General features: G+C 37.8%; 9 protein-coding genes and 3 pseudogenes. 6 read left to right on the plus strand and 6 right to left on the minus strand.

Features of this window, described 5'->3' with window-relative positions; all coding sequences use genetic code 11:
- Window positions 1–57: 57 nt before the first annotated feature.
- The 6 genes and pseudogenes from Q5W13_RS12300 to Q5W13_RS12325 form a co-directional block, all read right to left on the minus strand.
- A pseudogene (locus tag Q5W13_RS12300) lies at window positions 58–842 on the minus strand (SDR family oxidoreductase).
- Between the two features lie 36 nt (window positions 843–878).
- Window positions 879–1118 (minus strand): cupin domain-containing protein, encoded by a 240-nt coding sequence (locus tag Q5W13_RS12305; RefSeq protein WP_304443190.1) that lies wholly within the window; start codon window positions 1116–1118, stop codon window positions 879–881.
- A gap of 216 nt (window positions 1119–1334) precedes the next feature.
- The gene (locus Q5W13_RS12310; RefSeq protein WP_304443191.1) at window positions 1335–2237 is read right to left on the minus strand and encodes an OmpA family protein; all 903 of its coding nucleotides are present in this window, start codon (window positions 2235–2237) and stop codon (window positions 1335–1337) included.
- Between the two features lie 19 nt (window positions 2238–2256).
- Complete coding sequence (locus Q5W13_RS12315) at window positions 2257–3477, minus strand: hypothetical protein (protein WP_304443192.1); 1221 nt, start codon at window positions 3475–3477, stop codon at window positions 2257–2259.
- Window positions 3478–3479: 2 nt separating this feature from the next.
- A complete protein-coding gene (locus Q5W13_RS12320; protein WP_304443193.1) occupies window positions 3480–4418 on the minus strand; it encodes a PorP/SprF family type IX secretion system membrane protein in 939 nt (312 codons plus the stop codon).
- A gap of 3 nt (window positions 4419–4421) precedes the next feature.
- Window positions 4422–7289 (minus strand): T9SS type B sorting domain-containing protein, encoded by a 2868-nt coding sequence (locus Q5W13_RS12325; RefSeq protein WP_304443194.1) that lies wholly within the window; start codon window positions 7287–7289, stop codon window positions 4422–4424.
- Window positions 7290–7563: 274 nt separating this feature from the next.
- Between Q5W13_RS12325 and Q5W13_RS12330 the strand changes: the two are divergent.
- From Q5W13_RS12330 to Q5W13_RS12355, 6 genes and pseudogenes are all read left to right on the plus strand, one after another.
- Window positions 7564–8923, plus strand: a pseudogene (locus Q5W13_RS12330) (UDP-N-acetylmuramate--L-alanine ligase).
- A 111-nt stretch (window positions 8924–9034) separates the two neighbouring features.
- Entirely contained in the window at window positions 9035–9733 is a 699-nt protein-coding gene (gene radC, locus Q5W13_RS12335) for a RadC family protein (RefSeq protein WP_155594710.1), read from the plus strand.
- A 79-nt stretch (window positions 9734–9812) separates the two neighbouring features.
- Window positions 9813–11107 (plus strand): annotated as a pseudogene (locus Q5W13_RS12340) (polysaccharide deacetylase family protein).
- A complete protein-coding gene (locus Q5W13_RS12345; RefSeq protein ID WP_304443195.1) occupies window positions 11100–11789 on the plus strand; it encodes a YjjG family noncanonical pyrimidine nucleotidase in 690 nt (229 codons plus the stop codon). The pseudogene Q5W13_RS12340 and the gene Q5W13_RS12345 overlap by 8 nt, the downstream one beginning before the upstream one ends.
- Before the next feature lie 89 nt (window positions 11790–11878).
- Window positions 11879–12397 carry a hypothetical protein gene (locus tag Q5W13_RS12350; protein ID WP_304443196.1) on the plus strand — a complete coding sequence of 173 codons (519 nt, stop codon included), beginning with the start codon at window positions 11879–11881 and terminating at the stop codon, window positions 12395–12397.
- On the plus strand, window positions 12394–13824 hold the full coding sequence (locus tag Q5W13_RS12355) for a DUF5723 family protein (protein ID WP_304443197.1): 1431 nt from the start codon (window positions 12394–12396) through the stop codon (window positions 13822–13824). The genes Q5W13_RS12350 and Q5W13_RS12355 overlap by 4 nt, the downstream gene beginning before the upstream one ends.
- Window positions 13825–13932 lie beyond the last annotated feature (108 nt).

The following is a 13932-nucleotide window of genomic DNA, read 5'->3' on the forward strand; positions in this document are numbered from 1 at the left end:
AGTGAGCGGTCCTACTCGGTTAGGGAATAGGATTTCTGAATTACCGTAAATAAATAATTATAAGCTTTTTAAAAGTCCGCCGTCAATTGGTATTTGAGTACCTGTAATGTAAGCCGCATTTTCTGAAGCTAAAAAGGTAACTAGATAGCCATATTCTTTTGGGTCTCCTATACGCTTAACAGGAACTCTAGACTCCATGTCTGCAAGAACCTCATCTTCTGAAATCCCTAACTGCTCTGCTTTTTTGGAGTTTAGTTGCGCGATGCGATCAGTATCAAAATAGCCAGTTAGAATACTGTTCACTGTTATTTGATATTGTCCCACATCATTGGCCAATGATTTACCAAGGTAACTACGGCTGCCCTTATGGTATTTGAAAGCGCCAAATAAGAAAGAGGCTCTTTAACGGATACAGAAGCTATATTTATGATTCTGCCCCATTTATTGGCTTTCATATGTTTTAGGGCGAGTTCCGTGGTGTAGGCTACAGTTTTAAAAAGTAAATTAAAAGCTTCTTGGTAATCTACAGTCTGCTTTTCTAGAGCACTTCCTGCAGCAGGACCTTGGGTATTATTAACAAGGATGTCAACCGTATTGGTAACGAAATAGTTGTAAATTTTCTCGCGGTAGTCATGAAAATCTGCAAAATCAACCACTAGGTAACCATGTTTCTGACCTTGGTCAGTAGGCAGTTCTGCTACTATCTTCTTAAGTTTCTCCTCACTACGGGACATGAGTGTTACACTTGCTCCGCTTTCGGCTAATTGTTGTGCTATGGCTTTTCCTATTCCTCCTGAGCTACCGCCAACTAGTGCTTTTTTGCCTTTTAATGATATGTTCATAATATAAGATTTATGGGGAATGTTTAACTCTGTTTTCTATTTGTACTCTTCACGTGCTGGACTAAAAGCATCCATAAGTTTACATGGAGTAAGTGCCTTGCCACTATGCGGACTATGAGGTGGAATGATAACAATATCATTTACTTCGTAAACCTTTGTATCCCCATTAAGTGTAAATTCAAAACGCCCTTCCAACACTTGCATTATTTGCTCGTTCATGTGGGAATGTTCGGGTACAATGGCACCTTCTTCTACTGTCCAAAAAGCAAGCGACATTTTTTCGGAATGCACCAGTTTACCGTGGTAACCTTGGCATGATTTCTTTGGATGTAATGTTGGATAGGTTCATTGTGTAAATTTTATATAACGAAGATAGAAAGAATAGCGAGAGAAATGAAAAAGCCCCAAACCATAATTTATGATTTGGGGCCAAGCTTGGTTTGGGTTGTTAATGTTTATTAGAATCTAAGTGCTTTTGTTTTTTAAGAAGACTTACTGCCACTTTACAACTACCATTTCACATCTTCTATTCCATTCATGGTCTTCCTCGGAACAACTCTCTTCGGTTTCACATTTTACGATAGGTTGAGATTCTCCGTATCCTTTAGCAATAATGCGGTCTTCCGTGATACCATTTTTAACCATGAATTCTTTAGCGGAATCCGCACGTTTTTGAGAGAGGTCACGATTGTATTTTTCATTACCTCGGATATCTGTATGCGTACCAATTTCAATAATCATACCTGGGTTCTGCTTCATAATAGCAACAACTTTTCCTAAGCGTTCTCTAGCCTCACGTCTAACGTACCAAAGACTGTAATCAAAATGTATTTCTTCAGTTTTTATAATGATGCGTTCGTTTTCTTTAACGATGGCCTCTTCATTGGCAATGACTTCCTCAATTTTTTCAATACGTTCACGCTCTTTTTTCTCTAGGTCGGCTTTTTGCTTTATAGCAACCTGTTTTTCTTTTTTTATGCGTTCTAACTCATTTGCTTTCTCTAATTCTTTTCGCTTTTTGGCTTCGGCATAAGCTAATTTTTCTTTCTCTTCTTTTTTGGCTAGAGCTTCTTTGGCTTTTAAAGCTTCTCTTTCTTTTACGGAATACAGTGTTAGGGAACCGTCTATTGTCGCATTTCTTTCGGTGTCTGAAATAATAATTTTAGAATTATCCTCGTAACCTTCTTTGTGAGCTTGGATTTTATATTGGTTTGAACAAGCGATTTGAAATTTATAAGAAGCATTGGCAGAAGTGGTGATTTTTTCAATCATTTTTCCACTGGCATCCAGAAGTTCTATTGTAGCATTGGCTAAAGGAAGTTTGGTAGTTTTATCCGTTAGAATTCCCGCAATTAACTGCTTGCAGTCTTCAATAAGAAGTGGTTTGGTTTCCAAGAGCGAATAAATGTCATCACTACCCTTTTCCAGGACGATTTGATGAAAAATAACCTAAATTGGTATTAGAGTCTAGTGACAAAGAAAAATCGTCATAACCGCTATTTACAGGTAACCCAAGATTGTCTGGGGATTTAAATTTTCCATTTTCCGTTTTTGAAAGAAATAGGTCTAATAACCCAAAACCAGCGTGACCGTTGGAGGCAAAGTATAAGTTGCCATCTTCGTCAAGAAACGGGAATTGCTCTTTCTTATCCGTATTTATTTCCTTTCCTAAATTTAGAGGGTTTCCAAAGAAACCGTCTTTTTGAATATTTACAACATAGAGGTCAAAAGAACCAAAGCTACCTTCGCGATCTGATGCAAAATAAAGTTTTGTTTCGTCAGGACTTAAAGCTGGGTGTTCCGTAGAAAAATTATCACTGTTAAAGGGTAGAGGAATTATGTTTTTCCAAGTACCATCTACATATTCGGCACGATATATTTTTAGATTACTGATTTTATCTTTCTCGGTTTTCTTTTTACTATTTCTCGTGAAATAGATTGTCTTCCGGTCTTTGGTAATGGTAAAAGTACCCTCGTGCATTTTTGAATTAATAGCACTGCTTAATGGCATGCTAAGGCTATCGCCCTGTGTTATTTTGTCAATAGGGTGAGAATATATGTCAAGGTAATTCTCATTGTTCCATCTATAAAGCTTGGGTAAAGTTTTGGTTTTTTTTCGGGAAGCGCTATACAGCAGGTTAGAGTCTATTCTGGCCGCGCCAAATTCGGACGTAGTGGTATTTATGTTCAGGTTTTCAATTTTAAAACGTTCACCAATGGCACTTACATTTTTAATATACTTGAAATCCTTTTCAGTCTGAATCACTTTGTCGTTCTGATCTTTTTCAACGTAAAAATCAATAAGTATTTTTTGTGCTTTTTCGTATTCACCAATAGCTTTTAAGGATTGATTTAATTTAAAATAATAGCTTTCATCTGTATTTTCGCCATAATTAGAAATCAAATAGCCGTACCAACGTGCGGCTGCCTTCATATCAAAAGTGTGGTAGTAAGAATCGGCAAGGTTTTTTATGAGCTTTGAGCTCTTGTTACGTGGCAATAATTGCTCGTATAGTGGAATAGCATCACTGTAATACGCACGTTCAAAATAGGTGTCTGCTCGTTTCAGTTCTTGTTGGGCAAAGGTTGATACCGTAATACCCAGAATAAACCATATGAAGAGGAATTTTTTCATGTTTAGTAGAATCTAGGTGATTTGTCGTATCCTTTGCCGAGGCCCAGTAGATCGAGATTAAAAAGAACAAATATTTCGTGGGAACCAGAACTGTAGGTGCTTAGGTTTGATAAGGTGTAATCGTAAGCGTAGCCTATTCGTAAAGCTGGTGTGGCCGCAATATTAAACATAGCACTTACCGAATCTTCCAAACGATAGGACAATCCGCCTTCAAATCTATTTAGGAAAAGAGCGTTCAGTGATACATCCATCGTAAAAGGAGAACCTTGCACCATTTTAGCTAGAACGGAAGGTTTTAGTTTTAGGTCTGAGTTCAGTTCATAAACATATCCTGAGGTTAGAAAAAGATGTATGTTCTCAGAACCAACTCTATTAATTCCATCTTTGTTTTCCAGATGTTTTGTAGTCAGTAAGTTTGGGGCAGAAACTCCTGCATAAAAATTCTGACGGTGATAAAAAGCACCAACACCTACATTGGGGAACGTGCTGTTCAGGTTTTCGTTAAAAGCAGGGTCATCTTGAAATTCTGGAAGCATAAAGCCATTAAAGTTAGTTTCAAAAGTGGTAAAGCCACCTTTAAGACCTAATGAGAGATTGCTCTTATCGTCTAACTTCAGGATGTAGGCAAAGTCAGCATAGATGTTGTTTTCTTTTAACGCCCCATCACCAATATTATCTGTAATAAAAGAAAGTCCCATTTCAATTTTATCGCTCATGGGAGCATGGGCAAAGAAAGTTAGTGTCTTAGGACTACCTACTGCGTTTTTCCATTGTGAACGATATAGCGCACCAAAATTGAGCATACCTAGCTCATTTGTTGTATAGGCTGGGTTTACAACGCTCATGTTGTACATATACTGGGTGTATTGAGGGTCTTGTTGCCCATGGGCCGCAGCACACACCAACATTAGAAAAATAAAATAACGTTTTATTTCTTTCATGGTTTAGCGGTTGAGGTATAATCTGCCCTGTACTGGGTTGTGACCTTCCTTGTTATATTTTATAATGTAGAAATAGACGCCATTGGGGGCAGTGCTATTTCCACTGTTTCCGTTCCAAGCGGGGTTATTTTGGTCGCCTTTAAATAGGCTTGTTCCGTATCTGTTTAAAATTTCTAAGGTAAATTCAGGAAAGATGATTTCTATGTTTGGTATAAAGAAAGTATCATTTTTACCATCTCCGTTAGGTGAAAACCCATCAGGAATAAAGAAACCATATTCTTCTGGTTCGCAATTTGTAAGATCAATAGTGATAGCCATTCGTTCAGGATTCATACAACCCGTGTCTGGGTTGAAGCTTTCTGCATAGTAGGTAGTCCCGGCAATTAATAAAACATCTTCTTGTAGAGGAATACCGTTTGCGGGAGTGTCGTACCAAAGCACATCGTAAGAGGAATTATTTTCTGCATCCCTCAGGTTTTGTACCGTAGGATTATCCAATCCGCAAAGTGCCAGTGTAGAAAATTCTAAAGTAGCTGGCTCAAGTTGATGTACTATGGGGATAATTTCTATACGCATGGAGCTTTGGCATTTTCCATCAACCTCTGTTCCGGCATAGTAACTCTTTCCGTTAATTAGTGCAGTAGTTGTATCCAAAGCAGTTCCACCGGTTGCCGTTCCAAACCAAAGAATGGTGTTGCTACTAGCTACACTAGAACTTAGGTCATTTATGGATGGGTCTTCTGAACCACAAAATGTAGGGTTTCCGTTGAATAACATTGGCATTTCCGGATCAGAAAGGAATACCGTAACCTGAATTCTATCTGAACCTTCGCAATTGTTTAACGGGTCTATGTTAGATATAAAATAATCTGCACCGTCAATAAGTTCTGTGTCTATTGGAAGAATGTCCATATCTGTTGCCGTGTCATAAAACATCATTTCGCCAGTGGCGCTTACCTCAATATCTTGCAAGGTTGGTACTGATGAGGGAAAAGCGGCAAGGCAAATAGTTTGGACAGCTTCGGCTTCCGGTAAAGCCGGAACCCCTTCAACGGCAAAGTTCTCATTTACCTCAAAGTTGAATAGTAGTCGGCATGGTGTAGTATCATCCTGCGTACTTTTTACGGTAATCGTATAATTACCCTGTTCAAGCGTAGCCACATCAATTTGATAGTCTGCCGTACCACCAATAAAGATTATTTTATTATCAATTAATACGGCATTGGTTTCTTGAGAAACTACTTCATAAGTCACTATATATTCTCCATCGGATAATGCAGGGGCATTTACATTTACATCAATTTCAGTGGCGTTACATGAATTGTTTACCGATATGTCAAGTTGAATAGCTTCCGGTATAGCCGTGATTATTGCAGTATCTGAAATATCGCATTCCATTGGGAATCCATTATCTACTTCAAAATCAAAGGTGTATTCACCTGTTTCGGTAATTTGCTCGGTTGGTATGGTAAAAGTTGCGCTGCCAGCGGTAAAATTAATAGCACTGGCGGTGTGTGTTGTTTCTGTATTACTTGGAGCGGTAATGGTATAATTAACATCATAAATTCCGTTGGCAGGGGTGAAAGAAGGGTCAAAAATATCACTTAAGCTTACCGAAACTTCTTCGCCTTCACAGGTGTCCGTTACTTTGGCTATAGGGTCTGTTGCAATAAATTGAATTGGAGATACCTGAATATCGGGACAAACTTTGTCTCCTAAAGAAGTTATGGATAAGGTTGTGGTTACGTTCTTTTGAACCAAATTGGCATCAATTTCAAATGAACCAGTACGGTCTGGGTTAAGCAGTAGTGAGGTAGTTTCTCCTGAGTTCCCGTTCGAAGAGGTCAATAGGTATGTTACGGAATAGTTGTCGGGCGGGATCAATGTGTTGTCGTAATCGCTTATCTCTACTAAGTATTTATCTGGGTCTACACAAAAGTTAGGAGCTGTAATTGTTCCCCTAAATGTGGGAAGAATGGTTATTTCTACTTTTGTTCTATTAATGTCACAAACCGCATGAGATGGGTATACGGTATAAGTAAAGGAGAAGGTGCCATAGGTATGACGGTCTCTAATAGCTTCAATATCTATAAGATGGTCCGTAAGGTCAGATAGTTGGTCAGTATCAAGGCCCTCTGACCAAGTACCATTTATATCTTCGTCTTCTAAGAGGTTATTTAAATCGTAATTGGTATAGCCAGATAGGTCATCTGTGGTGCATAAAGTTAAATTAGAGCCTATTCCAGGATTCGCTGGTCTCTGGACTTCTAGTAATAATGTTACCAGTCTACTGGGGCAAGAGCCAACTGCAGGTACTGTGTGTGTAAATTCATACGTTCCCGTTCCAGCAGATTCGGCATCAAAATAGTTTAGTAAAAGAAATGGTGCGGCCTCTGGGGTAATAGCTTCCCAAACGCCATTAAAATCTTGAAACTTGCCATCCGTTTCATCTCCGATATAACCATGGAGGTTTACGCTATTGTCGTCGCCACAGGCATCTGCAGAACCGTCTATATTGTCTTCTCCCGGATATCCCCCTAGGATTATGGTTATTGTTGCGGTTTCGGTAGAGGCGCCACAGTCATTGGTATAGATAAATTCATGAAATCCTGAATTTTTTACGTCCCAAAGGTTAACGATACCCGTATCACGATCAAGTGCGTAAAAATTTGCGGGGTCGTTGGTAGACCAAGAACCACCAAGAGTAGGATTATCACCCAATTGCGTAAAAAGGTCAAAAGTCTTATTGGCCTCATCGGCATCTTTAGTACATATGGTTACCGTATTATCTGTACCTGCACATTGCGCCACTGCATTTGCAGAAAAGAGAAGCAAGCAAAAAGGTAGAACCCATTTAAGAATGGTTCTCATGTAATTTTGGTTGGTCATTTTGTAATGTTAGGAGACAGGATGCATCTTGTCCCAAAGCAAATGTAACTTGGGTATTAGGTGTGAGTGAATAAATGTTGTCAAAGTGAGGGTTTGAAGGGTGAATCCTATTAAAAACGTAGCATGAGTGGATATAAATAGTGCATTTTGTCGATGTTTTTGAACTTGTGGCGGCAATTTGTGTAGTTGGTCGGAAGCTGTTTTGATATTTTTTTTCGTGAAATCAATGCCTATATTTGCCATAAATACAGCGTTTATGCAGATTCATTTTATTGCAATTGGTGGTAGTGCCATGCACAACTTAGCTTTAGCCTTAGCACATAAAGGTGATGTCGTAACAGGGAGTGACGATGTTATTTTTGAGCCTTCTAAATCTAGGTTAGAGAAAAAAGGACTTCTACCAGAAAGTTTTGGCTGGTATCCAGAAAAGATAAATGAAAGTTTAGATGCTGTAATTCTTGGTATGCACGCAAAAGCAGATAATCCTGAATTGCTAAAGGCCCAAGAGCTAGGTATAAAAATATATTCCTACCCAGAGTTTCTATATGAGCACGCAAAAGATAAGACCCGTGTGGTTATAGGTGGTAGTCATGGAAAAACTACGATTACCTCTATGATTCTTCATGTATTGAACTATCATGATAAGGAAGTAGATTTTATGGTGGGCGCCCAGCTAGAAGGTTTTGAACGCATGGTACATCTGACCGAGGATAATGATTTTATGATTTTAGAAGGAGATGAGTATCTCTCTTCTCCAATAGATCGTAGACCAAAATTTCACTTGTATAAACCTAATATTGCTCTTTTAAGCGGAATAGCTTGGGATCATATTAATGTATTTCCAACATTTGAGTTTTATGTTGAGCAGTTCCAGATCTTTGTGGATAGCATTGTTAAAGGAGGAAGCATTACGTATAACGAAGAAGACCCGGAAGTTAAAAAGGTAGTTGAAGCTTCGGAAAATGCCATTCGTAAACTTCCTTATACAACACCAGAATATACAATTGAAGACGGTACTACACTTTTAGAAACTCCAGAAGGTCCTATGCCTATTGAAGTTTTTGGGAAACATAATTTGAGCAATTTAGCAGGAGCTAAATGGATATGCCAGAACATGGGTGTAGATGAAGACGATTTCTATGAAGCTATTGCCACATTTTCAGGAGCCTCAAAGCGACTAGAGAAAATTGCAGAAGGAAAAACTTCCGTAGCGTATAAAAGATTTTGCACACTCACCTAGTAAAGTGGCTGCGACCACCAAAGCGGTTAAAGAGCAATATGCGAACCGTAAACTAATCGCATGTTTGGAACTACATACCTACAGTAGTTTTAATCCTGAATTTTTAAAGGAATACAAAGGAGCATTGGATGCTGCGGACGAAGCGGTAATTTTCTATTTGCCAGAGTCTGTTGCCATTAAAAAATTAAAGGAAGTTACGCCCGAACAAATTTCGGAAGCTTTTGAACGTAAGGACCTTAAGATTTACACCAATGCCCAGACTTTTAAAGATTTTGTCTTTAGTCAAGATTATGATAACTCCGTATTGCTTTTAATGAGTTCCGGTAATTATGGCGGTTTAGATTTAATTAAATTGAAAGAGAAGTTTTCTTCATAATGTAATTTTTGGCTGAGGTTAGGTTTTTAGACAAATGGCTCTTGGCGAGTGGTTTGTCCATTTCATCGGTGGTAGGGCTCACAAGGAATTAGAGTTTGCTATATTTATCAAATGCATGAAAAACCAGCCTCATTCTCAATTAAAAATTGGTCGGATGATGACAAGCCCAGAGAAAAATTAGTTCATAAAGGGCGGTCCGTTTTATCGGATGCCGAATTGATTGCAATTTTAATTGGATCAGGTAGCAGAGATGAAAGCGCTGTTGAACTGGGTAAGCGAATTTTGGCTTCGGCCAATAACAACCTTAATGAACTAGGTAAGCTTTCCATTAAACAACTAATGACCTTTAAGGGTATTGGGGAAGCAAAAGCAGTAACTATAGCGGCCGCTTTGGAAATGGGCAGAAGAAGGAGAGGAGAGGAAGCTCAGAAAATAAGTAAAATCAGTAGTAGTAAAGATGCTTTTGATTTGTTGCAACCTCGTATTGGAGAGTTGCAACACGAAGAATTCTGGATTTTGTATCTCAGTAATGCAAATAAAGTTCTATACAGTGCACAGTTAAGTAAAGGCGGCCTTACAGGTACTTTGGTAGATGTCCGGATTGTAATGCGCCAAGCACTGGAACATGGTGCGGTAGGGCTAATCTTATCGCATAATCACCCATCTGGAACATTAAGACCAAGTGAGGAAGATCGTAAGGTGACACAGAAATTAAAAAGGGCCGCTGCGGCACTTGATATAAAAGTTTTGGATCATTTGATAATTACCCAAAATGATTATTATAGTTTTGCTGATGAAGGTATTCTTTAACTTTGTAGTCTGGAGTATTCCGGGCATCACAAAAGATAGGTTGCCAATTACTAGTTGAAACTTGAATTTTTAGCAGATTATGTTACTCATTTATACCCATAAGATTACACCACGTTTCAGGTATACCATGAAGCAAGTCTTTACGCGTATATTGGGTATTGAAATTTCGTTTACAACTAAGGTAGAGGATTTTATTAAACACTCTGGCGCTAAGGTTACGTATACCAAACAGCCCTTACAGAACGAGTTTTTTATTCGTAGTAATGATCTTCTTTTTGAGCAAGGAATAAACGACTTACAGATAACCGTCCGCGATTGGGAAGGCGTTCCGTGCTTTTTTAGTGCAGGCGAACGCAGTAACCTCCCTTTTGATATTTTTTCGGCAAGTTTTTATTTGTTGAGTAGGTATGAAGAATACCTGCCCCATGTAAAAGATATTCACGAGCGTTTTCCTGTTAAAGACAGTATAGCTTATAAAAATAAATTTTTAAGGTCTCCCGTAGTAGATATATGGGCATACAGACTTTTAGATGAATTAAAGCTTAAATTTCCAGAACTGGAGTATAAACCAAAGAAGTACCGTTATGTTTCTGCCATAGATGTTACTACGTCTCATTGCTTTGCACATAGGGGTATCATTAGGAGTGTTGCTGGTTTCTTTTATGACTTAGGTTCATTAAAACTCAAAAGAGTAGCACAGCGTTTTAAAGTATGGTTCAACTCACAAGAAGATCCCTACGATAACTTTACAATGTTGGTTGATTTACATAAGAAATATGGGGTAAAAGGCATATTCTTTTTTCAGTTTGCAGACTATTCTACTTTTGATAAGAATGTTTCTCCGGATAATAATAAATTTCGCTTCCTTATAAAATCTATTGCGGATTATGGTAAGGTGGCTTTAGCTGCATCTTACAGTTCTTTCAATGATATTGACCTGTTAAAGAAAGAAAAGAAAAAGTTGACAGGTGTTATCAATAAGCCCATAAATTGTTCCCGTTTACGGTACAACAGGGTAGACTTACCACATACTTACAGGAATTTGGTGGAAGCGGAGTTTGTAGATGATTATACAATGGGCTATACCCATGAAATTGGTTTTAGGGCCAGTACTTGTACCCCTTTTTATTTTTATGATATTAATCTAGAAGTGCAACAACCCATTAGGATACATTCGTTTGCTTTTCATGATTATGGTTTTTTAAATAGCGAGAATGATGTTGCTATTATGAGTAAGGTTCGTAATATTTGTGATGAGGTAAAAGCTGTAAACGGCGAGTTTGTATCAGTTTTTCTAATGAACTTTTGGGTGGAGAAGAAAAGATAGATTGGAAAAAATTTTACGAAACCGTATTAAAGCAATGCCATGTTTAAGGATATAGTTACCGATGTTTTTTTTGATTTGGACCATACCCTTTGGGATTTTGAAAAGAACTCTGCACTTACTTTTGAGAAAATTTTTCAGGATAATAATATAGAGGTCGCTCTTCCAGATTTTCTAGAAGTTTATATTCCTGCAAATTTTGCCTTTTGGAAGTTGTTTAGAGAGGGAAAGATAAACAAAGAAGCACTAAGGTATGAGCGTTTGAAGTCGGTTTTTGATGACTTAAAATATCAGGTTTCCGATGAAAATATTAATAATCTGTCGGAAGATTATATTACCCATTTGTCCTCTTTCAATCATTTGTTTCCTAATGCTATTTCTATTTTAGACTACTTAAAACCAAACTATAAGCTTCATATTATTACCAACGGATTTCAAGAAGTTCAAGGAAAAAAATTGAAAAATTCTAACATTCATGGCTATTTTGACCAAATCATAGATTCGGAAATGGCAGGTGTTAAAAAACCTGATCCTATTATTTTTAATTTGGCTCTAAATAGGGCAAATGCAAGGCCCGAAACATCGCTAATGATAGGAGATAATCTTGAAGCCGATATTTTAGGAGCACAAGCCGCAGGCTACCACGCCCTGCACTTTAATGCACATCAGGGACCAAAACACGATTTTTGTCAAATCATTGATGATTTGCACGAAATAAAATCGTTTTTATAGAGTTATAATAGGTAGCACCACAATTGCGCCAATGAAGGCCGGTGTTTGGTTTTACCATGATAAGATTTTTTAGATACACTATTCTTTGCATGTTATCCTGCCTCACACTTTTTTCGTGTATTGAGGATCAGGATTTTAATCAATTTGATGAGATTGGAGTCACACCAACAATTGAAGCGAGCATTCTTTATGTAGAAGCCCCGGAATCCTTGGTAAACGCTTCAACGCAGGCCAATGTAATTAACCAGGAGTTTAATTTTGATGCTTTTAGTTCGGACGTTTTTGCAAAACGTGTTCTTGATGGAACTATCACCTATATAGTAGAGAATACTACCGAATCAGAATTAAGTGTTTCCATAGAATTGTTGGATGTAGACGGCAATGTCCTTGATACAGTAATTATTCCTGTAGCGCCTGCTCCAATGGAAATGCAGCAAATAGATATTGCTTACGGTAATTCAGGCCGTAGTATAGACATTATTAAAAATACTTCAAGTATACGCGTAGAGGCTACTAATGTAAGTGGAACTCAAAGTACTTCAACTTTGGCAGAGCCTAAGGTTATCTTAAAGTCCAGTGGAAAATTTAGATTGGAAATTATTCAATGAGAGCCCCTAAAATACTTTCTATAGTCCTTTTTTGGACATGCTTTGCTATGTTCGGACAGAACAAGCAGTTACTATATGATTTTGTTGAGATTCCTCAATCGGCAATGATTAATCCGGGTGTTGATACGGATTTTCAGTGGTATGCCGGAGTTCCATTATTATCAGGGATGTCACTTCAAGCGGGTTCTAGTGGACTTTCTGTTAATGATATTTTTGCCAATGATGGACTAGATATTAACGATAAAATAAGAGATCGCGCTATTTATGGCATGAATGCGCGCGATGAACTAAGTGGTACATTTCAAATTGAACTTCTGAATTTTGGCTTTCGAGGTAAAAACCCTGATAACTTCTATACTGGAGGAATGTATATTGAAGGAGATGCCATTGGTTATTGGTTTCAAGATTATGCCATTTTGGCTTTTGATGGTAATGCGGATAAGCTTAATCAACCTTTTGATTTAGGTCACCTTAAAACAAGAGGCGAAATGATGAACGTATTTCACATTGGTCTGAATAAAAAAATAGATAATGAACTCACTGTAGGAGTAAGAGGAAAAATCTACTCTAGCATTTTTGATTTCAATTCAACAAAAAACCAAGGTACTTTTATTACTAAAGAAGGTGTAAACAATATCTACTCCAGTACTATTGAAGCGGATATGCAGTTGCGTACTTCAGGACTAAACGGATTAAAAGATGCTGCAGATGATGGAACGCTTGGAAGCACCGTTACAAAAAGAGCATTTTTTGGAGGAAACCTAGGTGTAGGAGTTGATTTAGGGTTTACATATCAGCTAAGTGATCAGCTCGTTTTTACAGGTAGTCTTTTGGACTTAGGCTTTATATACCATTCAAAGGATATAAAAAATTACACTTTAAATGGAAAAGAAACCATAGAGGGAATAGAGATTATTTTGCCAGATGCCGCTGCAGATCCTGATGCAGATTTTTGGCAGGACCTTGTTGATGATATTGAAGACTTTGTCCCATTCGAAGACAATGCCGATAGTTACATAGCCTTTAGACCCACAAAATTATATGGTTCTTTGCGTTATAATTTTGGAGAGCATGTAGATAATAGAGCAAATTGTGCTTGTGGTGTAAATGCTTCAAGCAACCGAGCGCGAGCCAAGTACGTGAACAGTGTTGGCGGGCAGTTATATGTTATAAATAGACCTAGAGGTCCGCAAGTGGCTTTAAGCGGTTTCTATCAAAGGCGCTTTGGTAATTTTATGAGTATTAAAACAACATATACCATAGATAAGTTTTCTTATTCTAATATAGGTCTTGGACTTTCCCTACAAGCAGGACCTGTAAATATTTATGCTATGGCCGATAATTTGTTATCCTATGGCAATTTAGCAGATAGTAATTATGCTTCTTTTCAGTTAGGATTAAATATCATATCTTGGGGCAAGAAATGATATAGTAGTGTCAATTAACGAACAACTTCAAGGTTTGGCACGCTTTTTTCATCTTCCTATTTACAAATTTTAAATACAAAGATTGTGAAGCATATATTCCTAACCTGT

It is taken from the genome of Zobellia laminariae (assembly GCF_030553095.1).
Taxonomy (GTDB): Bacteria; Bacteroidota; Bacteroidia; order Flavobacteriales; family Flavobacteriaceae; genus Zobellia; species Zobellia laminariae.